This window comes from Actinacidiphila glaucinigra, assembly GCF_035918135.1.
Classification (GTDB): Bacteria; Actinomycetota; Actinomycetes; order Streptomycetales; family Streptomycetaceae; genus Actinacidiphila; species Actinacidiphila glaucinigra.
In genome coordinates, this window is the sequence record NZ_CP109144.1 from 1,597,666 (window position 1) to 1,620,793 (window position 23,128).

The 23,128-nt window shown below is 72.4% G+C and carries 24 protein-coding genes; 8 read left to right on the plus strand and 16 right to left on the minus strand.

Annotated elements, in window-relative coordinates; genetic code table 11:
- Positions 1-173: 173 nt before the first annotated feature.
- Positions 174-1,055 carry a ribonuclease BN gene (locus OIE69_RS07035; protein ID WP_326571073.1) on the plus strand — a complete coding sequence of 294 codons (882 nt, stop codon included), beginning with the start codon at positions 174-176 and terminating at the stop codon, positions 1,053-1,055.
- Positions 1,042-1,155, plus strand: coding sequence for a hypothetical protein (locus OIE69_RS07040; RefSeq protein WP_326571074.1), 114 nt, complete (start codon positions 1,042-1,044; stop codon positions 1,153-1,155). Before OIE69_RS07035 ends, OIE69_RS07040 begins: the two co-directional genes overlap by 14 nt.
- A 67-nt stretch (positions 1,156-1,222) precedes the next feature.
- Here the strand turns inward: OIE69_RS07040 and OIE69_RS07045 are convergent, their stop codons facing one another.
- The 7 genes from OIE69_RS07045 to OIE69_RS07075 form a co-directional block, all read right to left on the minus strand.
- On the minus strand, positions 1,223-2,164 hold the full coding sequence (locus OIE69_RS07045; protein WP_326571075.1) for an anti-sigma factor RsbA family regulatory protein: 942 nt from the start codon (positions 2,162-2,164) through the stop codon (positions 1,223-1,225).
- A gap of 80 nt (positions 2,165-2,244) precedes the next feature.
- On the minus strand, positions 2,245-3,354 hold the full coding sequence (gene paaE / locus OIE69_RS07050; protein WP_326571076.1) for a 1,2-phenylacetyl-CoA epoxidase subunit PaaE: 1,110 nt from the start codon (positions 3,352-3,354) through the stop codon (positions 2,245-2,247).
- Entirely contained in the window at positions 3,354-3,875 is a 522-nt protein-coding gene (gene paaD, locus OIE69_RS07055) for a 1,2-phenylacetyl-CoA epoxidase subunit PaaD (protein WP_326571077.1), read from the minus strand. The genes paaE and paaD overlap by 1 nt, the downstream gene beginning before the upstream one ends.
- Positions 3,872-4,729, minus strand: a complete 858-nt coding sequence (gene paaC / locus OIE69_RS07060) for a 1,2-phenylacetyl-CoA epoxidase subunit PaaC (RefSeq protein WP_326571078.1) — start codon at positions 4,727-4,729, stop codon at positions 3,872-3,874. The genes paaD and paaC overlap by 4 nt, the downstream gene beginning before the upstream one ends.
- A 9-nt stretch (positions 4,730-4,738) precedes the next feature.
- Positions 4,739-5,047: a 1,2-phenylacetyl-CoA epoxidase subunit PaaB gene (paaB, locus tag OIE69_RS07065; protein WP_018562414.1), complete on the minus strand. Its 309-nt coding sequence runs from the start codon at positions 5,045-5,047 to the stop codon at positions 4,739-4,741.
- Positions 5,044-6,027 carry a 1,2-phenylacetyl-CoA epoxidase subunit PaaA gene (paaA, locus tag OIE69_RS07070; RefSeq protein ID WP_326571079.1) on the minus strand — a complete coding sequence of 328 codons (984 nt, stop codon included), beginning with the start codon at positions 6,025-6,027 and terminating at the stop codon, positions 5,044-5,046. The genes paaB and paaA overlap by 4 nt, the downstream gene beginning before the upstream one ends.
- Before the next feature lie 110 nt (positions 6,028-6,137).
- Positions 6,138-7,343, minus strand: a complete 1,206-nt coding sequence (locus OIE69_RS07075; RefSeq protein ID WP_326571080.1) for a thiolase family protein — start codon at positions 7,341-7,343, stop codon at positions 6,138-6,140.
- A 110-nt stretch (positions 7,344-7,453) separates the two neighbouring features.
- Between OIE69_RS07075 and paaI the strand changes: the two genes are divergently transcribed.
- The 3 genes from paaI to OIE69_RS07090 all read left to right on the plus strand — a co-directional run bounded on the left by paaI (position 7,454) and on the right by OIE69_RS07090 (position 10,117).
- Positions 7,454-7,867: a hydroxyphenylacetyl-CoA thioesterase PaaI gene (paaI, locus tag OIE69_RS07080; protein ID WP_326571081.1), complete on the plus strand. Its 414-nt coding sequence runs from the start codon at positions 7,454-7,456 to the stop codon at positions 7,865-7,867.
- The gene (paaK, locus tag OIE69_RS07085) at positions 7,864-9,210 is read left to right on the plus strand and encodes a phenylacetate--CoA ligase PaaK (RefSeq protein WP_326571082.1); all 1,347 of its coding nucleotides are present in this window, start codon (positions 7,864-7,866) and stop codon (positions 9,208-9,210) included. Before paaI ends, paaK begins: the two co-directional genes overlap by 4 nt.
- A 109-nt stretch (positions 9,211-9,319) precedes the next feature.
- Positions 9,320-10,117, plus strand: a complete 798-nt coding sequence (locus tag OIE69_RS07090) for an ArsR/SmtB family transcription factor (protein WP_326571083.1) — start codon at positions 9,320-9,322, stop codon at positions 10,115-10,117.
- Between the two features lie 91 nt (positions 10,118-10,208).
- On the opposite strand, the gene OIE69_RS07095 is transcribed toward OIE69_RS07090, so the two are convergent.
- From OIE69_RS07095 to OIE69_RS07120, 6 genes are read right to left on the minus strand one after another with little or no spacing between them, the layout of a single operon-like run.
- Positions 10,209-11,198, minus strand: coding sequence for an acetylxylan esterase (locus OIE69_RS07095; RefSeq protein WP_326571084.1), 990 nt, complete (start codon positions 11,196-11,198; stop codon positions 10,209-10,211).
- Complete coding sequence (locus OIE69_RS07100; RefSeq protein WP_326571085.1) at positions 11,188-12,801, minus strand: glycoside hydrolase family 43 protein; 1,614 nt, start codon at positions 12,799-12,801, stop codon at positions 11,188-11,190. The genes OIE69_RS07095 and OIE69_RS07100 overlap by 11 nt, the downstream gene beginning before the upstream one ends.
- Positions 12,798-15,146, minus strand: coding sequence for a beta-xylosidase/alpha-l-arabinosidase (locus tag OIE69_RS07105; protein ID WP_451916784.1), 2,349 nt, complete (start codon positions 15,144-15,146; stop codon positions 12,798-12,800). Before OIE69_RS07105 ends, OIE69_RS07100 begins: the two co-directional genes overlap by 4 nt.
- Positions 15,143-15,961 (minus strand): carbohydrate ABC transporter permease, encoded by an 819-nt coding sequence (locus OIE69_RS07110; RefSeq protein WP_326571086.1) that lies wholly within the window; start codon positions 15,959-15,961, stop codon positions 15,143-15,145. The genes OIE69_RS07105 and OIE69_RS07110 overlap by 4 nt, the downstream gene beginning before the upstream one ends.
- Positions 15,961-16,890 (minus strand): carbohydrate ABC transporter permease, encoded by a 930-nt coding sequence (locus OIE69_RS07115; protein ID WP_326571087.1) that lies wholly within the window; start codon positions 16,888-16,890, stop codon positions 15,961-15,963. The genes OIE69_RS07110 and OIE69_RS07115 overlap by 1 nt, the downstream gene beginning before the upstream one ends.
- A 16-nt stretch (positions 16,891-16,906) precedes the next feature.
- Complete coding sequence (locus tag OIE69_RS07120; RefSeq protein WP_326571088.1) at positions 16,907-18,211, minus strand: ABC transporter substrate-binding protein; 1,305 nt, start codon at positions 18,209-18,211, stop codon at positions 16,907-16,909.
- A gap of 139 nt (positions 18,212-18,350) precedes the next feature.
- Between OIE69_RS07120 and OIE69_RS07125 the strand changes: the two genes are divergently transcribed.
- Together OIE69_RS07125 and OIE69_RS07130 are read left to right on the plus strand one after the other, a co-directional pair.
- Positions 18,351-19,400 carry a LacI family DNA-binding transcriptional regulator gene (locus OIE69_RS07125; RefSeq protein ID WP_326571089.1) on the plus strand — a complete coding sequence of 350 codons (1,050 nt, stop codon included), beginning with the start codon at positions 18,351-18,353 and terminating at the stop codon, positions 19,398-19,400.
- 215 nt (positions 19,401-19,615) lie between these two features.
- The gene (locus OIE69_RS07130) at positions 19,616-20,053 is read left to right on the plus strand and encodes a hypothetical protein (protein WP_326571090.1); all 438 of its coding nucleotides are present in this window, start codon (positions 19,616-19,618) and stop codon (positions 20,051-20,053) included.
- Between the two features lie 70 nt (positions 20,054-20,123).
- Here OIE69_RS07130 and OIE69_RS07135 read toward each other — a convergent pair whose 3' ends face one another.
- Positions 20,124-21,302 (minus strand): acyl-CoA dehydrogenase family protein, encoded by a 1,179-nt coding sequence (locus tag OIE69_RS07135; protein ID WP_326571091.1) that lies wholly within the window; start codon positions 21,300-21,302, stop codon positions 20,124-20,126.
- 343 nt (positions 21,303-21,645) lie between these two features.
- On the opposite strand from OIE69_RS07135, the gene OIE69_RS07140 reads away from it, so the two are divergent.
- Positions 21,646-22,077 carry a hypothetical protein gene (locus tag OIE69_RS07140; RefSeq protein WP_326571092.1) on the plus strand — a complete coding sequence of 144 codons (432 nt, stop codon included), beginning with the start codon at positions 21,646-21,648 and terminating at the stop codon, positions 22,075-22,077.
- Positions 22,078-22,177: 100 nt separating this feature from the next.
- Here OIE69_RS07140 and OIE69_RS07145 read toward each other — a convergent pair whose 3' ends face one another.
- Together OIE69_RS07145 and OIE69_RS07150 are read right to left on the minus strand one after the other, a co-directional pair.
- Entirely contained in the window at positions 22,178-22,552 is a 375-nt protein-coding gene (locus OIE69_RS07145) for a hypothetical protein (protein ID WP_089223338.1), read from the minus strand.
- A 116-nt stretch (positions 22,553-22,668) separates the two neighbouring features.
- Positions 22,669-23,061, minus strand: a complete 393-nt coding sequence (locus OIE69_RS07150) for a roadblock/LC7 domain-containing protein (RefSeq protein WP_089223339.1) — start codon at positions 23,059-23,061, stop codon at positions 22,669-22,671.
- Positions 23,062-23,128 lie beyond the last annotated feature (67 nt).

The following is a 23,128-nucleotide window of genomic DNA, read 5'->3' on the forward strand; positions in this document are numbered from 1 at the left end:
CAGGCCTGAGCAAGGAGGTCGAGCGATGCGCTCAGCACCCCTGGGGACCGTGGGGACGGCACGCCGCGCGGCGGCCGGCGCCACCCTGCGCTGAGGCCGCCGCGATGGCAGGTGGGGCGGCCCGGTGGCTCCGGCATCCGTACCGGTCCTGGCGGGCCTCACGGGCGGGCCGCATGTGGCACCAGGGCGGTGAGCTGGAGCTGCTGCAGCGCTCCATGGGGTTCGCGGCGCTCGGCCTGGTGACCCTGGTCCCGCTGCTGATCGTGGTCGCCGCGGCGGTGCCCTTCCGCGGCTACGGCTTCGCACAGTGGGTCGTGGACGGCATGGGGCTGTCGGCCGAACCCGCGCAGGCCGTGAAGGAGCTGTTCGCCGCTCCGCGCAAGGTGATCAGCAGTACGAGCGGTCTGAGCCTGCTGGCGCTGGCGCTGTTCGGGCTCTCCTTCGCGGCGTGCGTCGAGGTCGGGTACACCCGGATCTGGCAGGTGCCGCCCACCCCGTGGCACCACGTGTGGCGGCGGGCGGTGTGGCTGGCGGCGCTGACGGCGTACCTGTTCGCGGAGGCGCAGAGCGGCGCGGTGCTGGGCGGGGGGTGGCCGGACACGGTGCTCCGCGGCGGCACGGGCGTCGTGCTGGGCTTCCTCTTCTTCTGGTGGGGGCAGTACTTCCTGCTGGCCGGACAGGTGCCGTGGGCGGCGCTGGTGCCCGGGGCGATCGCGACGATGGCCGGCCTCATCGGGCTGCGGGTCTTCTCCTCGTTCGTGTTCTCCCCGCTGATCGTGACCAACGCCGTCTCGTACGGGGCCGTCGGCACGGTGCTGATCGTGCAGTGCTGGCTGATCGGGGTGGGCTTCGTGGTGTTCGGGGGCGCCCTGCTGGGCCGCCATCTGCAGAATCCGAGCAAATGGTTTCATTCGGGACCTTCCGGGCAGGCGGAGGGGAGCGTTGATCGAGCCCTGGAAGGAGAACCCCATGGGTGCCGAGAAGAAGGTCAAGCACACCGGCCAGAAGATGAAGGGCAAAGCGGAGGAGGCCACGGGCAAGGTGACCGGCAATGAGAGCCTGCGCATGAAGGGGAAGGCGGATCAAGTCGGCAGCGACGCCAAGCAGGCCGTGGAGAAGGGCAAGGACGCGGGCAAGGACGCCTTCGGCCGCTGACCGCGCCGGTGACCACGGACCGCGGGACCGGCGGGCGCGCCGCGCCCGCCGGTCCCGCGCCCGCCGGTCAGCCTCGGACGTAGAAGCGGATGGTGGTGCCGTCGCCGGTGGCGCGCTGGCGCACCAGGTCGGCGATGCGGTTGACCATCAGCAGGCCCCTGCCGTGGGGCCGGTCCCTGGACGCCGGGTGGCGCCCGGCGAGCGGGTCGGTCAGCCGTCCGCGGTCGTGCACCTCGCACACCACGTGGCCGTCCTCCGCCCAGACGTGGACGGCGCCCGAACCGCCGCCGTGCAGCACGCTGTTCGTGATCAGTTCGCCGACGGCGAGGGAGAACTCGGCGAGCCGCTCGCCGTCCAGCCCCAGGCGGCGTGCCTCGGCCGTCGCCGTGTGCCGGGCCTCGGCGAGTTGCGGCTCCGCGAAGCCGAAGGCGAGCGCGCCGGAGGGGCGTTGCGGCAGCCGGTTGTGCGCGGCGATCACCCGGCGCGGGGCGTAGTGCGCGCTGCGGTGCTCGCGGCCGCCGTCCAGCACCACGGGATGGGTGGCGCGGGCCTCCGCCAGCACCGCGGCGTCCAGCCGGGCTGCGTCGTAGGGGCACAGGATCGTGACGGGGCGTCCGGCGAACGCCATGTTGATCAGTGCTTCGTGCTGGGCGCACGCCGGGTACTCGAGGGCGCTCCGCCCGGGCCAGACGGGCTCCCCGATGATGCGCACCCGGCCATCGGGGCAGGCGTCGGCGAAGGCCCGCAGCACACCGGGGATGATACGGCCGGGATTGCGCCCGGCCCGCTCCATGTCCACCCACTGCACCTCGGTGCCGCGCGGGCCCAACGCGGCGCGCAGCAGGGCGAGACGGGGCGGGGGCACGGCGACGGCGACCGGTTCCCCGGCGTCCATCCCCTCCAGCAGGAAAGGCACCGTGCCGGCCGTGTACTCCCCCGCGTCCCGGTAGAACAGCGCGGGGTGCACGAACGGCCCGGCGTCGGAGACCTCGCCGACCTCACTCAGCACGTCGCCACCTCCCACCCCCGGGGCGACCTTACCAACCGGTTCCCGGGAGTCGGAGGCAGTGACGAGACGTCAGCAAGACGTCAGCTGTCGTAGTCGACCGTCAGCATCTCGGAGACCGGATAGCTCTGGCAGGTCAGCACATAGCCCGCGTCGACCTCGGACGCCTCGAGGGCGAAGTTGCGGCGCATCTCCGCCTTCCCGTCGGTGACGAGTGCCCGGCAGGTGCCGCAGACGCCGCCCTTGCAGGCGAAGGGCAGGTCGGGGCGGGTGCGCTGGGCGCCGTCGAGGACACTGCGGTCACGCGGCAGCGCGGCCGTGGTGGTGCGGCCGTCGAGGACGACGGTGACCTGGCTGACCGGACCTTCCGTGACGGCGTCCTCGTGGCGGACCGGGGTGACGGGCTCGTCGTCGGCGTAGAACAACTCCTGGTGCACCCGGTCGTCGGGCACGCCGAGCCCGGCGAGGACCTGCTGGGCGTCGACGACCATGCCATGCGGGCCGCACAGCCACCAGTGGTCGGCGTTCGGGACGTCGACGAGGGCCTCGACGAGCGTGGCGAGCCGTCCGGCGTCCAGGCGGCCGGAGAGCACGTCGGCCTCGCGCGGCTCCCGCGAGAGCACGTGGGCGAGCTGGAACCGGGCGGGGTGCAGGTCCTTCAGCTCGGCGAGCTCGTCGGCGAACATGACCGTGTCCGTGCGCCGGTTGCCGTAGAAGAGCGTGACCCGGGAGCCGAGGTCGGCGGCGAGGACGGACTCGGCGATGGAGAGCATCGGGGTGATGCCGGAGCCCGCCGCGACGAGCACATGGTGCCCGGGCACGGTGAGGTCGGGGGTGAAGGCGCCGGTGGGCCCCATGACCTCGACGGTGTCGCCCGGGCGCACCTCGTGCACCAGCCAGGCCGAGAACAGGCCGCCGGGCACCACGCGCACCCCGATGCGCGGGGTGGCGCCGGAGGGGGAGCAGATGGAGTACGAGCGTCGCTCGTCGCGGCCGTCGACCTCGCGGCGCAGCGTGAGGGACTGCCCCGGCGCGAAGGCGAACTCCTCGGCCAGTTCCTGCGGTATGTCGAAGCTGACGGCGGCCGCGTCCTCGCAGAGCGTCTCGACCGCGGCGACCCGCAGGGCGTGGAAGGCCGGGCGGCGGCGGACGCGCGGGGCCGGCGCCTGCGGGGCGGGGGTGGTCGGGGCCATCAGATCTCCTTGACGTACTCGAACGGCTCCAGGCAGGCACGGCAGCGCCACAGGGCCTTGCAGGAGGTGGCGGCGAAGCGCGAGGTCTCCTCGGTGTCCGCCGAACCGCAGCGGGGGCAGGCGACGGCGCGCCGGGTAGTGGTGAGCACCAGCGGCACCGGGCCGGCGGCGCGCCGGGGCGCGGGGCCGGGGGGTGCGATGCCGTGCTCCGCGAGCTTGCGGCGGCCCTCGGGGGTGATCCAGTCGGTCGTCCACGGCGGGTCCAGGACGGTGCGGATCTCGACGCGGGGGAAGCCGGCGGCGCGCAGCCGGGCGGCCACGTCGGCGCGCATCTCCGCCATGGCGGGGCAGCCCGAATAGGTGGGGGTGAGGGCGGCGACGACGGTGCCGTCCGGGGCGACCTCGACGTCGCGCAGAACGCCGAGGTCGGCCAGGGTCAGCATGGGCAGCTCGGGGTCCGGCACCTCGGCGGCCACGCGGGCCGCCCGGTGCGCGTCGGTGAGCACGGTCACGGCGCTCACCAGACCGCTCCGGGGTGTGCGCGGGCGATGCCCTGCAGCTCCGCGAGCAGCGGGGCGAGGTGCTCGGTGCGGTCGCCCTCGCGGCCGTGTCCGGGCAGCGGCTCGGCCTCGACCGGGGGCAGCCCGGCGGCCTCGGTGACCTGGCGCAGCGCGGCGGTCACCTCGTGCCGGACCCCGGCCGGGTCGGCGCCGCACGTCGCGGCGGCCGTGAAGAGCTCCTCCAGGTAGGGGGCGGCCTGCTCCAGGCCGGCCCGCATGCGGCCGTGCGACTCCTCGGTGCCGTCGCCGAGCCGTACCGTCCACTCGGCGGCGTACTGCCGGTGGTAGGTCAGCTCGTTGACACCCTTGGCGGCGATGGCGGCGAGCACCGGGTCCTGCACGGTGCGGGCGAGCCGCTCGAGGACGGCGAGCCGCCAGCAGGACGTGACCAGCAGCCGGGCCATGGAGAATGCGAAGTCCCCGCAGGGCAGTTCGGCGAGGCGGACGTTGCGGAAGTCGGCGGGGTCCCGGAGGTAGGCGTAGGCGTCCTCGTCGCGGCCGGTGCCGTCCACCTGGCCGGCGCGGGAGTAGAGCAGGCGGGCCTGGCCGAGCAGGTCGAGCCCGATGTTGGCGAGGGCGACCTCCTCCTCGAGCTCCGGGGCGCGGGTGCACCACTCGGCCAGGCGCTGGGCGGCGACCAGGGCGTCGTCGCCGAGCGCCAGGCAGCGGGCGGCCAGTTCCGCGGCGTCCACGCCCTCGGGCACGGTGGTGTCGACGCCGTGCAGCGGGTCCTCGAAGCCGGTGCCGAATGCCCAGCGGGCGTCGCTGTCGTCGTGCCCCTCGGCCAGGGACAGGTAGACGTGCTCGTCGCTCATGCCCTGCTCCTAGATGTGGGGGACGTCTTCGGGGATGTCGTAGAAGGTGGGGTGCCGGTAGACCTTGTCGGCGCTGGGCGTGAAGAAGGGGTCCTTCTCGTCCCTCGTGGACGCGGTGATGTGCTCCGAGCGCACGACCCAGATGCTCACGCCCTCGTTGCGCCGTGTGTACAGGTCGCGGGCGTGGGTGAGCGCCATGCGGTCGTCGGCGGCGTGCAGGGAGCCGACGTGGACGTGGTTCAGGCCGCGCTTGCCGCGGACGAACACCTCGTACAGGGGCCACTCGGCCCGGGTCGTGCTGTCGCCGGTGGTGCTCATGCCACGGCTCCTTCCTCTGCCCGGGCCGCCTGCTTGGCGGCGTGGGCGGTCGCGGCCTCGCGCACCCAGGCGCCTTCCTCGTGTGCGGAGCGGCGGCGTTCCATCCGCTCGCTGTTGCACGGTCCGTCGCCACTGATGACGCGCTGCAGTTCCGACCAGTCGGGGGTGCCGAAGTCGTGCCGTCCGCGCTCCGCGTTCCAGCGCAGCTCCGGGTCGGGCAGGGTCACGCCGAGCTTGTCGGCCTGCGGGACGGTCATGTCGACGAACCGCTGGCGCAGCTCGTCGTTGCTGTGGCGCTTGATCTTCCAGGCCATCGAGGCGGCCGAGTTGGGCGAGTCCCCGTCGGGCGGGCCGAACATCATCAGCGACGGCCACCACCAGCGGTCCACCGCGTCCTGCACCATCTCCCGCTGGGCCTCGGTGCCGCGCATCATCGTCAGCAGCAGCTCGTAGCCCTGGCGCTGGTGGAAGGACTCCTCCTTGCAGATGCGCACCATGGCACGGGCGTACGGCCCGTAGGAGGAGCGGCACAGCGGCACCTGGTTGCAGATGGCGGCGCCGTCGACGAACCAGCCGATGACGCCGACGTCGGCGAAGCTGAGGGTCGGGTAGTTGAAGATCGAGGAGTACTTCTGGCGGCCTTCGATCAGGCGCTGCGTGAGGTCCGCGCGGTCGACGCCCAGGGTCTCGGCGGCCGAGTAGAGGTAGAGCCCGTGGCCGGCCTCGTCCTGGACCTTCGCGAACAGGATGGCCTTGCGGCGCAGTGAGGGGGCGCGGGTGATCCACTCGCCCTCGGGCTGCATGCCGATGATCTCCGAGTGCGCGTGCTGCGCGATCTGCCGGACCAGCGTCCTGCGGTAGCCCTCGGGCATCCAGTCCCGCGGCTCGATGCGCTGATCCCGCGCGATCGTGGCGTCGAAGTGCTCCTGGAGCGGCGCCTGCGCGCCCTCCGCCGGCACGGTGGCGTTCGGTGTGGTCATCGATACCAGCTTCCCCTACCGACCATTCGTTCGGTTACAGTCTGACGAACTTTGCCGCACCCGGCAAGCCCTGTGGACGACGGTCGCCCGCGGTCCGCCGAAGCCTCCGCTCACACCCGCTCCACCAGCATCGCCACGCCCTGGCCGACCCCCACGCAGAGGGTGGCCAGGCCGCGGCGGCCGCCCTCGCGCTCCAGGCGGCCGAGGAGGGTGAGCAGGATGCGGGTGCCGGAGCAGCCCAGCGGGTGGCCGAGCGCGATCGCGCCACCGTCGGCGTTGACCCGCTCCTCGTCCAGCTTGAGGCGGCGGACGACCGCGAGCGCCTGGGCGGCGAAGGCCTCGTTGAGCTCGACGGCGTCCAGGTCGCCGGTCTGCCATCCGGCGCGCGCGAGGGCCTTCTCCGTCGCCGGGACGGGTCCGAGGCCCATGAGGCGGGGCTCGACGCCGGCGGTGGCGGAGGTGACGATCCTGGCGCGGGGCGTGAGGCCGTACCGCTCGACCGCAGCGCGGCCGGCGACCACGAGGGCGGCGGCGCCGTCCGAGAGCGGCGAGGAGGAACCGGCGGTCACGATGCCGTCCTTGCGGAAGATGGTGCGCAGCGACCCGAGCTTCTCCAGGGTCGTGGAGGGCCGCGGACCCTCGTCACGGGTGACCTCGCCGTCCTTGACGGAGACCGGCACGATCTCGCGGTCGAAGCGACCGGCTTCCTGGGCCGCCACGGCCCGCTGGTGGCTGCGCAGCGCGAAGGCGTCGGAGTCGGCGCGACTGATCCCGTCCAGGGCGGCGACCTCCTCCGCGGTCTCCCCCATGGACAGGGTGTCCCCGGCGGCAAAGCGCGGGTTGGTGAAGCGCCAGCCCAGGGAGGTGTCGTGCACCTCGCCGGGCTTGGCCCACGGGGTGCCGGGCTTGGCCATCACCCACGGGGCGCGGGTCATCGACTCCACACCGCCGGCGACGACCAGGCCGGCCTCGCCGGAGCGGATCGCCTGCGCCGCCGAGGCGACGGCGGTGAGACCGGAGGCGCAGAGCCGGTTGACGGTGTAGCCGGGCACGGTGTGCGGCAGACCGGCCAGCAGCACGGCCATCCGGGCGACGTCGCGGTTGTCCTCGCCGGCCTGGTTGGCGGCGCCGAGGATCACCTCGTCCACGGACTCGGCCGGGATCCCGGCGCGGTCGACGGCCTCGCCGACCACCAGGGCGGCCAGGTCGTCGGGGCGCACGGACGCCAGTGCGCCGCCGTAGCGGCCCTGCGGGGTGCGCGCGCCGTCGATCAGGAAGACCTCGTCAGCGGGTCGCGCGGGGAGGTGCTGGGACATGCGTTCCACCTCTTGACAGGCAGTTCGGATGCTGGATTACCTTGGGCGTGCCGCACGCTAACCGAATGTTCGGTCGGTTCACAAGGGTGGTGACGATCGTGAGGGGTGCCATGGACGCGACGCAGGGCCCGGCGGAGAGCATGTTCGCAGCGGACAAGGCGTCGCAGAGCCTCGGCATCGAGCTGCTGGAGACCGGCGAGGGGACGGCCGTGCTGCGCATGACCGTCACGCCCGCGATGGTCAACGGGCACGGGATCGCCCACGGCGGCTACCTCTTCCTGTTCGCCGACACCGCCTTCGCCTGCGCCTGCAACAGCCACGGCCCGGTGACGGTCGCCGCCGGCGCCGACATCAGCTTCGTCGCCCCCGTCCACGAGGGGGACGAACTGGTCGCCACCGCGCAGGAGCGCACCCGCTTCGGCCGCAGCGGCATCTACGACGTGAGCATCCTGCGGGGCGACCAGGTGGTCGCCGAGTTCCGCGGGCGCAGCCGCAGCATCGGACGCACGAAGGAGAACGGATGAGCAGCGAGCCGACGGACCGGGCGACCGCGGGGACGCGCCTCGGCGAGCCGCTCCCCCACGGCCTGCTGGACCCCGCCGAGAAGCTGAGCCCCGCGCAGCTGCGGGAACTGCAGTTCACCCGGCTCCGGGCGACGCTGCGCCACGCGTACGACAACGTCGAGGCGTACCGGAAGAAGTTCGACGAGGCCGGGCTGCGCCCCGAGGACTGCGCGAGCCTGGACGACCTGGCCCGCTTCCCCTTCACCACCAAGGCCGACCTGCGCGACAACTACCCCTTCGGCATGTTCGCGGTCCCCATGGACCAGGTGCGCCGCGTCCACGCCTCCAGCGGCACGACCGGCCTGCCCACCGTGGTGGGCTACACCGAGAACGACCTGTCCATGTGGTCCGACGTGGTGGCCCGCTCCATACGCGCCGCCGGTGGCCGACCCGGCCACAAGGTGCACGTCTCCTACGGTTACGGCCTGTTCACCGGCGGCCTGGGCGCGCACTACGGCGCCGAGCGCGCCGGGTGCACGGTGATCCCCGCCTCGGGCGGCATGACGGCCCGCCAGGTGCAGATCATCCAGGACTTCAAGCCCGAGATCATCATGGTCACCCCGTCCTACATGCTCACCCTGCTGGACGAGTTCGAGCGCCAGGGCGTCGACCCGCGCGGCACCTCGCTGCGGATCGGCATCTTCGGCGCGGAGCCGTGGACGGAGGAGATGCGCCGGGAGATCGAGGAGCGCATGGACATCCACGCGGTCGACATCTACGGCCTGTCCGAGGTGATCGGCCCGGGCGTCGCCCAGGAGTGCGTGGAGACCAAGGACGGCCTGCACGTGTGGGAGGACCACTTCTACCCCGAGGTCGTCGACCCGATCACGGGCGAACCGCTGCCGGAGGGAGAGGAGGGCGAGCTGGTCTTCACCTCCCTCACCAAGGAGGCGCTGCCGATCATCCGTTACCGCACGCGCGACCTGACCCGGCTGCTGCCCGGCACCGCCCGCCCCGCCTTCCGCCGCATCCAGAAGATCACCGGCCGCTCCGACGACATGATCATCCTGCGCGGGGTGAACGTCTTCCCCAGCCAGATCGAGGAGATCGTGCTGCGCACGCCCGGCGTGGCCCCGCACTTCCAGATCCGGCTCACCAAGCGCGGCCGGATGGACCACATGGAGGTCGTCGTCGAGGCGCGTCCCGACGCCGGGGCCGCGCTGCGCGAGGAGGCGGCTCGCTCCATCGCGACGGGCGTCAAGGACGGCGCGGGAGTCAGCGTCGAGGTGACGGTCGTCGAACCCGACACCGTCGAGCGCTCCGTCGGCAAGATCCGCCGCGTGCGGGACCTGCGGGCCGAATAGCGCCGCCGAGCACCCGGCCGCGGCCGCACCTCGTTGACATGCAGCCGTATGGCTGCCTATTTTGAACAGGCAGCCATACGGCTGCATGTTCGGACGGCGGGGAAGCGAGATGGACGAGGTCTTCAGGGCGCTGGCCGACGCCGGCCGCAGACGGCTGCTGGACAGCCTCAACGCGCGCAACGGCCAGACCCTGCGCGAGCTGTGCGCCGAACTGGACATGGCCCGGCAGTCGGTCAGCAAGCACCTGTCCGTGCTGGAGGCGGCCCAGTTGGTCACCACGGTCCGGCGGGGCCGGGAGAAGCTGCACTACCTCAACGCCGCTCCGATCAACGCCGTCGCCGAGCGATGGATCGACCGGTACGACCGCGGGCGCGCGCAGGCGCTCGCCGACCTGCAGAGGGCATTGGAGCAGGCACCCATGAGCGAGTCCGCATTCGTCTACACGACCTACATCCGCACCACACCCGAGCGCCTCTGGCAGGCCCTGACCGACCCGGCATTCACGCGCCGCTACTGGGGCGTCGCCTTCGAGACGGACTGGGCGGCCGGCTCGGCCATGGTCTGGGAGGAGGGCGGGGCCCGTACCGCCGATCCCGCCCAGGTCGTGCTGGAGTCCGAGCCGCCCCGCCGGCTCTCCTACACCTGGCACACCTTCACCCCGGAGTGGGCCGCGAACGCGGGGGTGGACGAGGAGGTGCGCGCCCGGCTTGCCGCGGACCGCCGCTCCCAGGTGACGTTCGAGATCGAACCGCTCGGGGAGACGGTCAGGCTGACCGTCGTCCACGAGGCCCACGATCCGGGCAGCGCGGTGCTGGGCATGGTCTCACAGGGCTGGCCCGCCCTGGCGTCGGGCCTGAAGACGCTGCTGGAGACCGGCGAGCCGCTGCCGGAGCCGAAGGGACGCTGACCGCCTCGCGGGGCGCGTGATGCGGGCGGCGCCCGCACCACGCGTCGCGTCGCCCCAACTCCAGTTGTCAGCACGGTACTTGGCTTAACTCTCAGATGCGCGCGCGGAGAAAGCCCAGTGCCTCCGCGTCGTCGTCGATCGCGCCGCCCTCGTGGCCGTTCCAGGGCCAGACGGCCATCTCCTTGGGCCCCGCGTACGCGTTGTACGCGGCGAAGACCGTCGAGGGCGGCGTGATCTCGTCCATCAGGGCCGCGGAGAAGCGGGCCGGCACCCTGGCGCGGGCGGCGAAGTTGACGCCGTCGAAGTAGGACAGGGTGCGCATCGCCCGCTCGGCGTTGCCGCGGTGGACGGCGAGGTAGCGGCCGATCTCGCGGTACGGGTCGGCGTCCGTGATGACCGTGGCCCGGGGGAAGTCGCACAGGAACGGGACGTGCGCCACCAGTGCGTGCACCTCGGGGGTGAGGGCCGCCACGGCGAGCGCGGTGCCGCCGCCCTGGCTCGCGCCGAGGACCGCGATCCGGCCGGGATCGACCGAGGGCAGCGTACGGACCGCGTCCACGGCGCGGACGGCGTCCGTGAACAGGCGGCGGTAGTAGTAGGTGCGGGGGTCGTCGATGCCGCGGGTCATCATGCCGGGGGCCTGCGGGCCCGTGGTGCCGGAGTCGGGGGTGTCGCCGCGGCTCCAGCCCGATCCCTGGCCCCGGGTGTCCATGTGGAAGTGGGCGAAGCCCGCGGACGCCCACAGCAGGCTGTCCAGGGCGTGGCCCCGCCCGCCGCCGTAGCCGACGTACTGGACGACCGCGGGCAGCGGTCCCTCGGCGCCGTGCGGCAGCCGCAGCCAGGCTCGCACCGGCTCGCCGCCGTAGCCGGGGAAGGTGACGTCGAAGACGCGCACCGTGCTCAGCCGCGGACCGGGCGCGGGGGTGACGGTGACCGCGGCCGTGCCGGCGGCGCGCGACTCGGCGAGCGTCGTGCTCCAGAAGTCGTCGAAGTCGGCGGGCACGGTCTGGGTGCTGCGGTGGTCCCGCAGTTCGGCCTCGGGGAGGTCGGTGAACAACGTCGGCTCCAGGTCAGGGGGCAAGCGGCCGGTAGTCGAACCAGTCGATGTCGGCGACGGTGGCGGAGGGCCCGCCGTGGGCGGTGGCGTACGGGCCGAGCCATACCCCGAGGAAGCCGCCGGCGCGCGGCGAGCTGAGGAAGCCGCCGTCCACGGCGGTCAGTTCGGTCTCCGCGTCCGCTCCCGCGCCGGCTGCGGCGTAGCACAACCCGTAGCGCTGGCCCTCGGCGTGGATCCGCAGCACCACGGGGCCGGAGGGCAACGGCGCCTCCGCGACCACGCGTTCCTCGCCGCCGGTGCGGACCGCGGCGAGCACACGGCGGCCGCCTCGGCCGTCGCCGGCCACCGCGAGCACCAGATGGTCCGCCTCGGACTGGCGGACGGCGATTCCCGCCCACTCCCGCGGCGTCCGGGGCTCCACGTCCACGAGCGCGGACACGCTGACGTGCTGGTGCTGCTGACGCCGGCCGAGGAAGCAGGGGGTGCCGACCTCGGCGAGCGTCGCGGGCCCGAGGGGCAGCCGGAGCGCGCCGGGGCGTGCGGTGAGCGACCAGAAGGGTTCCGCGGTGCGCACCTGGTTCCACCGCGGGTCCAGCCGGGGGCCGTCGAAGTCGTCGCGCACCGGATCCGGGTGGGGCCCGCCGGAGGGCCGGGCGACCGCGGGCGGGCGGAAGGGGCCGAGCGTCGTGCCGGCGCCGGGTGCGAACAGCGGCCAGCCGTCCTCCCAGCGCACCGGGACGAGGAAGGTCTCCCGCCCGAGGTTGGGGTGGTACCCGCCGTACGGACGGCTGCCCAGCAGCACCGCCCACCACTGCCCCTCCGCCGTACGCACCAGGTCGGCGTGGCCGACGCCGACGACGGGGAAGTCACGGCCCAGGTGGCGGTGGGTGAACACCGGGTTGGCCGGGTTGCCGGTGTACGGACCGGTGACGTGGTCGGCGCGGGCGACGCTGACGGCGTGCCCGTGCTCGGTGCCGCCCTCCGCCGCCAGCAGGTAGTAGCGGCCGTCCACCTTGTACAGGTGGGGCCCCTCGGCCCAGACCGCGCCGTGCAGCGCCCCGCGCCACAACAGGTGCTCGGGGCCGGTGAGGGTCAGCGCCGCGGTGTCGAACTCCCGCAGCCAGACGTCGGTCTGGCCCTCCCACTCGCCCGGTTCCGCGAGCCGTGTGCCGGTGCACCAGGCCCGGCCGTCGTCGTCGAAGAACAGGGAGGGGTCGATGCCCGGGGCGTCGTCCAGCCACACCGGATCGCTCCACGGCCCGGCCGGGTCGGTGGCGCTGACGACGAAGGTACCGCCCCGTCCGCTGCCGCCGACGAGGGTGGTCACGACGTAGAAGCGGCCCCGATGGTGCCGGATCGTCGCGGCGAAGATCCCCTCGGAGGACGCCACGGTGCCGAGGTCCACCTGCGAGGGCCGGTCCAGGACGTGCCCGACCGGCCGCCAGTGGACCAGATCGCGGCTGTGGAACACCGGGATGCCCGGGAAGTACTCGAAGGTCGAGGTGACCAGGTAGAAGTCGGCCCCGACCCGGCAGACGCTCGGGTCGGGGTGGCAGCCCGGCAGGACGGGGTTGGCGACGTTCGCCGTCGACACGGCCGCCTCCCCCGTCCCTTCGGGCAGGCTCACCTGGACTCCTCCGGCGCGCCGTCGACCAGCGCGTGCAGCCGCCGGGTGTGGTCCACCTGGCGTGCCGGGCCGGTCAGTTCGGCCCGTACGGTGAACCGGACGTCGGTGCTCGATGCGGCCAGCCGCACCTCCAGCTCCCCCGGTTCCACGACGCGGCGGCCGTCCCGGCCGGTGAAGGCGGCGACGTCGGCGGGGACGGTGACGTCGATGCGCCGCGCCTCGCCCGCCGCCAGCGGCACCCGCAGATAGCCGACGAGCCGCTGCACCGGCTGGACGACGGAGGCGATCGGGTCGTGCAGGTAGACCTGGACGACCTCGCTGCCCGCGCGACCGCCGGTGTTGCGGACGGTGAAGGACAGCTCGACCTCGCCGTCGGTGCCGGTAACGGCCCGGCCCTCGGAGGGGCCGTGCACCTGCGGCGCCGACCACTCGAAGTCCGTGTAGCTCAGCCCGTGGCCGAAGCCGAAGGCGGCGGCGGGGTCGATGTTGGAGACCTCACTGGCCCGCGCGAGCGGCGCCGCGAGGTAGGTGGACGGCTGGACGCCCGGGTGCCGGGGCACGCTCACCGGCAGCCGCCCGGACGGGTTGATCCGCCCGCTCAGCACTCCGGCGAGTGCCGCGGTGCCCTCCTGCCCCGGGAAGAAGGTCTGGACGACGGCCGAGGCCTCGTCCACGGCCCGCCCGAGGGCGTAGGGGCGGCCGGCCAGCAGGGTGAGCACGACGGGCGTCCCCGTGTCGAGGAGCGCGTCGAGCAGCCGCTGCTGCACGCCGGGCAGGGTGAGCGTCTCAGCGTCGCAGCCCTCGCCGCTGGTGCCGCGGCCGAAGAGCCCGGCGCGGTCGCCGAGCGCCGCGACGACCACGTCCGCGTCGAGGGCCGCGCGCACGGCCGTCGCGATCCCGGAGACATCGCCGTCGTCGATGCCGCAGCCGGCGACGGTGACGATCTCCGAGCCGGGGAACTCCGCCACCAGGGCCTGGCGCAGCGTGGGCAGGTCGATGCCGACCGGGGTGTCGGGGTGCTGCGCGCCGACGTGCACCGGGAAGGAGTAGCAGCCCAGCACCGCGGTCGGGGTCTCGGCCTGGGGCCCGATGAGCGCGATGCGGGCGGGCCGCTCCAGGGGCAGGGTGCCGTCGTTGCTCAGCAGGACGGCCGACCGCTCGGCGAGGCGCCTCGACAGGTCCCGGTGGGCGGCGGAATTCAGGTCGACCGTGCCGCGCAGTGCCTGCGGGTCGGTGAGGTCGGCCCCGGCGAGCGCGGACGGCACCGGGCTCCACCCGGGGTCGAGCAGGCCGAGCTGCGCCTTCTGGGTCAGGACGCGGCGCAGCGCGCGGTCCACGAGCTTCTCGTCGACCAGGCCCGCGGCGACGGCGTCCCGCAGCGGCTGCCCGAAGGTCTTGACGGTGGGCAGTTCCACGTCCACACCGGCGTGCAGCGCGGTGCCCGCCGCGTCCGCCCAGTCGGCGGCGACGCCGTGCAGGGTCTTGAGGAAGGCGATCCCGAAGTAGTCGGCGACGACGGTCCCGTCGAAGCCCCAGGTGTCGCGGAGCAGCCCGGTCAGCAGTTCCTCGTCGGCGGCCGAGGGCACGCCGTCGGTGTCGGTGTACGCGTGCATCACGGACCGGACGCCGCTCTCCCGGACCGCCATCTCGAAGGGCGGCAGGACGACGTCGGCACGCTCGCGCGGGCCCATGCTGACCGGCGCCAGGTTGCGCCCGGCGCGGGAGGCGGAGTAGCCGGCGAAGTGCTTGAGGGTTGCCACGATGCCCGCGGACTCCAGGCCCTGGATGTATGCGGTGGCGATGGTCCCGACGAGGTAGGGGTCCTCGCCGATGGTCTCCTCGACCCGGCCCCAGCGCGCGTCGCGCACGACGTCGAGGACGGGGGCGAGGCCCTGGTGGACGCCGACCGAGCGCATGTCGCGGCCGATGGCCGCGGCCATCGCCCGGACCAGCCCGGGGTCGAAGGAGGCGCCCCAGGACAGCGGGACGGGGTAGGTGGTGGCGCCCCAGGCGGCGAAACCCGCGAGGCACTCCTCGTGGGCCATGGCCGGGATGCCGAACCGGTTGGCGGCGGCGATCCGTTCCTGGGTGCGCAGGAGGGACAGCGCCCCCAGGGCGGGGTCGACGGGGACGGTGCCGAAGGGCCGGGTGAGCTGCCCGAGGCCGTCCGGCAGGAGCTCGTCGAGGCTCGGCGGCTCTTCCATGTCGTGCTGGTGGGGGGCGACTTCGGCACCTTCGCCGGAGGCGCCGACCCAGACGCCGTAGAGCTGGGCGATCTTCTCGTCCAGGGTCATCTCGCGGATGAGCGCCTCGACGCGGGAGTCGGCGGTCACGTTGTCGTTCACTTTCCTCCGACGCCCATGAGCCCCTGCACGAGGGCACGGCGGGCGAACAGGTAGACGAGCAGGACGGGAATCGTGGACAGCACCACGGCGGCCAGCAGGCCGGGGATGTTGATGCCGTACTGGGTCCGGAAGTTGTAGAGGCCCAGGGTGATCACCTTGGTCTCCTCGGACTGGGTGAGCACCAGGGGGAACAGGAAGCCGTTCCACGCCTGCAGGGCGGAGAAGACGACGATCGTCGACAGTCCGCTGCCGGACAGCGGCAGGACGAGCTGGAAGAAGGTCCGCCGGACGGAGGCGCCGTCCATGGCCATCGCCTCGAACAGGTCGGAGGTGATGTCGCGCATCGTGCCGGTGAGGATCAGCGTGCAGACCGGCAGGCAGAACGCCGCCGTCGGCAGGATGACGCCGATGAGGTTGTCGTAGAGCCCGACCTTGCTGATGACGTAGAACATCGGGACGATCACGGCCTGCGCGGGGATGGCCAGGCCCAGCAGGAAGAGCCGGAACACCCCGGAGGTGCCGCGTCCGCGGTTGCGGACGATGGTGAACGCCAGCGGCGGCACGAGCAGCAGCACGATGGCCACCACGCTGAGCGTGACGACGACCGTGTTGAGGAAGTACTGCCCGAAGCCGTTGCTGAAGTCCTGGATGTAGTTGTCCAGGGTGAAGGAGCGGGGGAAGGCCAGCGGGCCGCCCGCGCTGTAGTCGGCGCGCGTCTGCACGGTCGCGCCGAGCATCACGTACAGCGGCAGGCCCACCAGCGCGAGCCACAGCAGGGCGCCCAGGCCCGCCAGGTAGTTGGGGCGTCGCCTCATCAGAGCCCCTCCTTGGTGCCGGCCATCTTGTCGTAGCCGGAGACCCGGGCGACGACCAGCGAGATCACGGTGGCCACGACGACGAGCATCAGGGCGACGGCGGCGCCCGCACCGAAGTCGAAGCCCTTGAAGGCCTTGTCGTACATGTAGTAGGCGCTGATGGTGGTGTCGGTGCCGGGGCCGCCCTGGGTGAGGATCAGCACCGTGTCGAAGGTGGTGAGACCGCCGACGATCATGAGGATCATCGAGGTGATGATCGAGTTGCGCAGCTGCGGCAGCGTGATGTGGAAGAACTGCCGTACGGTGCCCGCGCCGTCGATCTGCGCGGCCTGGTAGAGCACCTGCGGGATCGCCCGGGTGGCGCCCTGGTAGATCAGGGCGTGGAACGGGGTGAACTGCCAGGTGCTGACGAACACCAGGACCCCGATCGCGGCGGTCTGCGTGCCGAAGAGGTTGCCGTCGCCGAACAGCCAGCGCGCCTGCGAGGGCACACCGAAGTTGGGGTCGAGCAGCGCGCGCCACAGCACCGACACGGCGGTCGCGGAGAGCAGCAGCGGCACGAAGAAGACCGCCGACAGCACGGCGCGGTTGCGCTGGGGACCGGCCGCCCAGACGCCGAGCAGGATGCTCAGCGGGGTCTGGACGACGACGCCCAGCACGGTGAGCAGCACGCTCAGCCAGAGGCTCTTGATCATGACGGGGTCCTGGAAGACCCGGACCCAGTTGTCGAAGCCCGCGTACTCGGGCGAGCCCAGTCCGCTCCAGCTGGTGAAGGAGAGGACCGCCACCAGTACCAGCGGCACGATGGCGAAGAGGGCGAAGAAGATCGTGGCGGGGAGCGCCCAGGCGATGCCCGGTCGGCCGATGGAACGGCCGACCGGACGCCGCGTCTGCCGCTTGCCCGTCACGGTGGCGGTGAGGGAGACCATGCGGGGGACGTCGCTCTCAGGAGGCGGGCAGGGCCTGCATGGCCTTGATGAAACCGTCGGCGTCGAGCTGGCCGTTGAAGAACTGCTGTACGGCCTGCTGGATCGGCGTGCCGGCCGACGGCGGGTAGGCCTGGTCCCACGACAGCTGGAAGGAGGGGGCCTTCTCGACCAGGTCGAACTGGTACTTCAGGTACTCGGGGTGGTCGGTCGTGTCGAGGAACTTGGTGGTGTTCGTGGTGGTGGGCAGGTTGCCGATGGCCAGCTGCTGCTTCACGAAGTCGTCGGAGTACATCAGCTTGAGGAACTCCGCCACCGCTTCGGGGTGCTCGGTCTTCTTCAGCACCGAGTAGAAGTTGTTGGTGTTGCCGACGACGTTCGCGGCGTCACCCTTGCCGCCGGAAATGGTCGGGAAGTTGGTGTAGCCGAGGTCGTTCTTGGCGAAGTCCGGGCTGGCGTCCTGCTGCGTGGAGTACTCCCAGGAGCCCATGAGCTCGAAGCCGGCCTTGCCGGAAGCGAGAAGCTGGGGCGAGCCGCCGTCGGTGAACTTCACCGAGTCGTAGTTGGTGCCGAAGGCACCGGAGTCGATGAGCTCCTTGAGCATGCTCAGCGCCTTCTTGCTGTCCTCGCTCTCCCAGGCGCTCTTGTCGCCGCCGAGGGCCTTGGTGAACAGCTCCGGGCCGGCGACGCGGTCGTAGAGGTACTCGAACCACATCAGGGTCGGCCACCTGTCGCCGCCGCCGAGCGCGATCGGGGTCACGCCCTTGGCCTTGAGCTTCTTGACCGCGTCGATGAGCTCGTCCCAGGTCTGCGGGGGCTGGACGCCCGCGTCCGCGAGGACCTTCTTGTTGTTGAACATCAGCACCGGCTGGGTGCCGCGCATCGGCACGCCGTAGGACTTGCCGTCGACGACCGCCGTGTTGAAGACCGAGGACAGGAAGTTGTCCTTCAGGCCCGGGTCCTTCTTGATGAAGTCGTCCAGGGGGAGCAGCAGACCGGCCTTCACGAACGGCTGGATGCTGCCGCCACCCCAGTTGAAGAAGACGTCGGGCGCCTGCTTGGTGTTGATGACGGTCTGCAGCTTCTGCTGGTAGTCCGCACCGGGGATCGTGTCGAGGACCGCCTTGACCTTCGAGGTCTTGTTGAACTCGGCGACGAGCGCCCTCTCCACCTTGTTCGCGGAGTCGCCGTACACGAGGACGTGGATCGTCCCGGAATCACCCCCCGCCGAGGCGCCGTCACCGCCGCAGGCGGTCAGGGTCAGACCCAGTGCCAGTGTCGCGCCGCCGGCGACGGCACGGGGGAACCACGCACGCTTCTTCATAATCGACCTCTCGAAAGTTTCGGCCACTTTGCCGAAATTCGCTTGATGACGGACCGTAGGCTCCCTCTTCGCCGGGGTCAACAGCGTGGAATTGACGCGACCAAACCGTTACCGAACGGGGTGCCCTATCCTGTGCCGCATGCGTGATGATGAGACCGAGGGCCGAATCACCCTGGCCGACGTGGCTTCGAAAGCGGGCGTGTCACTTTCGACAGTTTCGAAGGTGCTCAACGGACGTCCCGATGTGGCCGCGCCGACCCGGAGCAAGGTCGAACGCCTGCTGGAGGCGAACGGCTACCAGCGCCCCTCCCCCACCCAGCCCGAGTCGCGGCTGATCGAGATCGTCTTCCACGAACTCGAGAGCGTCTGGGCGATGGAGCTCATCCGGGGCGTGGAGAACGTCGCCAAGAGCCGCAACATGAGCGTGGTGCTCACCGAGAGCGGCACCCGGCACGCCCCCGGCCCCGAGTGGATCGAGGGCGTGCTGCGCCGCCGCCCGCTCGGCGTCGTCCTGGTCTTCTCCTCGCTGCCCGACGACATCAAGCGCAAGCTGCGCTCACGGGCCATCAACTTCGTGATCATCGACCCGGCGGGCGACCCCGAGCCCGACGTCCCGTCCGTGGGCTCGGCGAACTGGGCCGGCGGCGTCGCGGCCACCCGGCACCTCATCGACCTCGGCCACCGCCGCATCGGGATCATCACCGGACCCGACGACATGCTGTGCTCCCTGGCCCGCCTCGACGGCTTCCGCTCGGCCATGGGCATGGCGGGACTCGCCGTCGACAACGACCTGATCCGCTACGGGGACTTCCACGTCCAGGGCGGTCACGACGGCGCCCTCGCCCTGCTGGAGCAGCCGGACCCGCCGACCGCCATCTTCGCGGGCAGCGACCTGCAGGCGCTGGGCGTCCTGGAGGCGGCCCGGGTCAAGGGCCTGCAGGTGCCCCGCGACCTGTCGGTGGTGGGCTACGACGACATCCCGCTCGCCCAGTGGGCGAGCCCGTCGCTGACCACCGTCAACCAGCCGCTGGTCGAGATGGCCGAGGAGGCCGCCCGGATGCTGCTCCGGCTGTCACAGCCCGAGGAGGCCGGCGACAAGAGCAACACCCGTATGGAGCTGGGGGTCAGACTGGTCGTCAGGAAGAGCACGGCGTCCCCGCGAGAGCCCGGGGCGACACCCGGGGGCTGACGCCCGAAAGGGCGCGGAGCGGGCGCACGGCGTCGTCCCCGGGGGCGCGGGGCACCCCTTGGGGCGGCGGTGTGACGAAGGCCACACCCGATGTCAACGCTCTTCGGAGTGGCGGCGATTACCACGGGCGCGAGGCGGGAAATGCTCGCTATGGCCGAGGCCAAGAGCCCGGCCGGCCCCGCTGGTGGGCGTTCTTCTGAGGGGGAGATGCACCCATGCGCACCCACGCACGACACAGCCGCGGCGAACGCACGCTGACGGTGCTCGAGGAGGAGCACGAACGTCGCGAGCCGTTCGAGCTGCTGACGGCGGACGACGCCGACGACGCCTTCGACGACGAGGGCTATGAGATCATCCGGGTGCACTGCCCCGACTGTGCCCGCCCGATCGCCCTCCTCGCCGACGAGGACGTCCTGCCGCAGCACGCGCTGTGCGCCTCGCCGTGGAACCCCTTCGGGCTGACGGTCTGCCCCGGCTCGGGCCGTCCCACCCCCGAGGTCGCGCCGGCCGACGACGACGCCCGGGGCGAGGAACTCGAATGGGGCGCGCTGCTGACACTCCCCGCCGGGCTGGACTGGCGCACACAGCCGTTCTCCCACGTCGGCGGGCCCGGTTCGCGGCCGATCCGCGTACCGTTCCAACGCGCGGCCTGACCCGCGCCCACCGCGTACGCACGGTGCCGCGCCGCCCTGCAGGGGCGGCGCGGCACCGTCGCACCGGGGCTCAGCGCTCCTTGCTCTCCGGCCCGGCGAGGCTGCGGGCGATCACCATGCGCTGGATCTGGTTGGTGCCCTCGACGATCTGCAGCACCTTGGCCTCCCGCATGTACCGCTCGACGGGGAAGTCGGCGGTGTAGCCGTAGCCCCCGAGCAGCTGGACCGCGTCCGTGGTCACCTGCATCGCGGCGTCCGTGCAGAACAGCTTGGCCATGGCCGCCTGCCGGGAGAACGGCCGGCCCGCGTCCCGCAGCCGGGCCGCGGCGAGGTACAGCGCCCGGCCGGCCTCGATCTTGGTGGCCATGTCGGCGATCATGAAGCGCAGCCCCTGGAAGTCCACGACGGGACGGCCGAACTGCTGCCGGGTCATCCCGTACGCGAGCGCCTCGTCGAGCGCCGCCTGGGCGACGCCGATGGCGCAGGCGGCGATGCCGAGGCGGCCGGAGTCGAGCGCGGCCAGCGCGATGGTGAAGCCCTGGCCCTCTTCGCCGACTCGGCGGCTGTCGGGGACGGTCACGCCGTCGAAGTGGACCTGGGCCGTGGGCGACCCCTTCATGCCCATCTTCTTCTCCGGGACCGCCGCGGTCAGGCCCTCCGCGTCGCCGGGCACCAGGTACGCGGTGATGCCGCGTGGGCCCTCGGCGCCGCTGCGGGCGAGCACCGTGTAGAAGTCCGCGACACCGCCGTGGGTGATCCACGCCTTGGTGCCTTCGATCCGCCACGCGTCGCCCTCGCGGGTGGCACGGGTCCGCAGGGACGCGGCGTCGGAGCCGGAGGCGGGCTCGGAAAGGCTGTAGGCACCGAGCAGGGAGCCGCCGAGCATGGCCGGCAGGTGCTCGGTGCGCTGCTCCTTGCTGCCGAACTGGGCGACCGCGTGGCAGGCCAGGGTGTGCACGCTCACCCCGAGACCGACGGTCAGGCGCGCCGCCGCCAGTTCCTCCAGGACCTGCAGGTAGACCTCGTACGGCTGGCCACCGCCGCCGTACTCCTCCGGGTAGGGCAGTCCGAGCAGCCCCGCCTCGCCGATGAGGCGGAAGACCTCGCGCGGGAAGACGCCCGCGTCCTCCTCCTCGGCCGCCCTGGGCTTGATCTCCCGCTGGGCCAGCTCGCGTACGAGCGCGAGCAGGTCGCGGGCCTCCTCGGTGGGAAGCTGTCGGTCCACCGGCTGAAGGCCGTCGTGGGACATGGCGGCACTCTCCTCCCTGTCGGGCGCTGCGGCGGCGTCCGCACAGGGTGTGGCGGCGCTACCGGGTTGTCGACCGTAGACCGATGGTCTCCTGCCGGGTCACGGCATGGTCCGACCTGCGGCTTCGGCGCGTTGGAGTATGCCCGATCGGAGGCGTCGGAGTCACGGGGTGCCGGGCCCTCCGAGGCATGCGGCGGCGGATTTTTTCATACCGCGCGCCCGTGGGCGGGCTTTTCGCAAGGCTGTACGGGTCATGGGGCCGTTCGGGTTAGCGTCGTCCCGCGCGCGGTGCGCGTGCGGGGCGTGTGTCGCCCGCGCCAGGAGTCGAGGAAAGGTGATGCCGGTGTCCGTGTTCCGTGCGTGGGGCCCGAAGGTGGCCGCGGTGGCGGTCGTCGCGCTGGCGGTGACGGGCTGCGGCGGCCAGGACACGGATGCGGCGGGCGGTCCGGTCGCCCTGGAGCGGATCGGCGAGGCCGTCGGGTGCACCCCGCAGTTGCAGACCGACGTGGAGGACCTGCGCCAGGGGGCGTGCACGACGGCACGCGGTGCCTACGTGATGCTCACCTTCACCAGCTCCGCCGGCCAGAAGTCGTGGCTGGCGGAGGCGGAGCCGTACGGCGGCTCCTACCTGATCGGCGAGCGCTGGGTGGTGGAGGCCGACCCCGAGGCGCTGGAGCCGGTGCGCGAGAAGCTGGGCGGCAGGGTCGAGGAGGGGGCGCACCACGGCCACTCCGCCGGCTCGTCCGCGGCCCCCTCGTCCTCCGCGAGCCGCTAGCGGACCTCGGCACGGCGAGGCCCGGCACGGCGAGGCCCGGCACACGTCGGCCTGCGCCTGATGTGCCGGGCCGCCGTCGGTCGCGGGCTCGGGAAGCGGGTCAGACCTCCAGGTCGGCTTCGATGCGCCTGAGCTGGTGGCGGGCCATCGCCAGGTTCGCCCGGTCCTTGTCCAGTGCGACGTAGAGGAACAGGCCCTTGCCCGAACGCCCGGTCAGCAGCCGGATCATGTGGATCTGGGTGTTGAGCGTGATGAGGATGTCCTCGATGTGCTCCTTGAGGTTGAGCATCTCCATCGTGCGCATCTTGGCGCGGACGACGTCGGTGTTGCCCGCGGCCGCGACGGTCAGGTCGAGGTCCTTGGAGCCCCCGAGGGTGCCCAGGGCCATGCCGCTGCCGTAGTCCACGAGAGCGACGCCCAGGACGCCCTCGATCGACGTCATTACATCCTTCAGCGCGGTCTCGGTGTTGGCCATTGCGGTCTCACTTCCTTGGGGTTGAGTTCTCTGACGTGACGAATGCCTGGGTCCGGTGGCGGCGCGGCCGCGTCCCGTGCCCGGCGGCTTGTCGGCTGATGAGCCGGGTCGTACGGTCATTTCCGCTCCTGACGTTGGAGCGCGAGGTCGACGAGATCCTCGATCCGTCGACTGGATCGACGGGCCTCCAGGTGCAGGCGGCCCACGTTGGAGCCGGGTCCCGCCACCAGGGCGAGGGCCATGGCGCCGCCGGCCGCGTACGCGGCGATGTAGCCGCGGTCGCCCCTGACCAGCAGTTCCCGGAAGCCGCCGCATTCGGTGGCCTCCGTGATACGGGCCGCCACGCCCAGTGCCGCGGCGGTCAGCGCGGCGACCCCCTCCGGCTCCGGCCCGCTCAGGTCGTGTGCGACGACCAGTCCGTCGACGCTGGCGACGAGCCCGCCCGTCAGGTGCGGCACCCTCGCCCGCAGGCTCCGGAGTTCGGCCAGTACGTCGGCTTCGAGTGCCACCAGCTGTCTCCTTCCGGCGAGCTGCCGCAGAGCCTTCCTCCACGGTCGTTCGGCGGGCGCCGGGCGG

Excerpts from the sequence above, each read along its gene's own strand:
- OIE69_RS07035 (WP_326571073.1), top strand. The coding sequence starts at position 174 with ATGTGGCACCAGGGCGGTGAGCTGGAGCTGCTGCAGCGCTCCATGGGG.
- paaE (WP_326571076.1), bottom strand. The coding sequence starts at position 3,354 with ATGGCCCCGACCACCCCCGCCCCGCAGGCGCCGGCCCCGCGCGTCCGC.
- paaC (WP_326571078.1), bottom strand. The coding sequence starts at position 4,729 with ATGAGCGACGAGCACGTCTACCTGTCCCTGGCCGAGGGGCACGACGAC.
- paaB (WP_018562414.1), bottom strand. The coding sequence starts at position 5,047 with ATGAGCACCACCGGCGACAGCACGACCCGGGCCGAGTGGCCCCTGTAC.
- paaA (WP_326571079.1), bottom strand. The coding sequence starts at position 6,027 with ATGACCACACCGAACGCCACCGTGCCGGCGGAGGGCGCGCAGGCGCCG.
- OIE69_RS07075 (WP_326571080.1), bottom strand. The coding sequence starts at position 7,343 with ATGTCCCAGCACCTCCCCGCGCGACCCGCTGACGAGGTCTTCCTGATC.
- paaI (WP_326571081.1), top strand. The coding sequence starts at position 7,454 with ATGGACGCGACGCAGGGCCCGGCGGAGAGCATGTTCGCAGCGGACAAG.
- paaK (WP_326571082.1), top strand. The coding sequence starts at position 7,864 with ATGAGCAGCGAGCCGACGGACCGGGCGACCGCGGGGACGCGCCTCGGC.
- OIE69_RS07090 (WP_326571083.1), top strand. The coding sequence starts at position 9,320 with ATGGACGAGGTCTTCAGGGCGCTGGCCGACGCCGGCCGCAGACGGCTG.
- OIE69_RS07110 (WP_326571086.1), bottom strand. The coding sequence starts at position 15,961 with ATGAGGCGACGCCCCAACTACCTGGCGGGCCTGGGCGCCCTGCTGTGG.
- OIE69_RS07115 (WP_326571087.1), bottom strand. The coding sequence starts at position 16,890 with ATGGTCTCCCTCACCGCCACCGTGACGGGCAAGCGGCAGACGCGGCGT.
- OIE69_RS07120 (WP_326571088.1), bottom strand. The coding sequence starts at position 18,211 with ATGAAGAAGCGTGCGTGGTTCCCCCGTGCCGTCGCCGGCGGCGCGACA.
- OIE69_RS07125 (WP_326571089.1), top strand. The coding sequence starts at position 18,351 with ATGCGTGATGATGAGACCGAGGGCCGAATCACCCTGGCCGACGTGGCT.
- OIE69_RS07130 (WP_326571090.1), top strand. The coding sequence starts at position 19,616 with ATGCGCACCCACGCACGACACAGCCGCGGCGAACGCACGCTGACGGTG.
- OIE69_RS07135 (WP_326571091.1), bottom strand. The coding sequence starts at position 21,302 with ATGTCCCACGACGGCCTTCAGCCGGTGGACCGACAGCTTCCCACCGAG.
- OIE69_RS07145 (WP_089223338.1), bottom strand. The coding sequence starts at position 22,552 with ATGGCCAACACCGAGACCGCGCTGAAGGATGTAATGACGTCGATCGAG.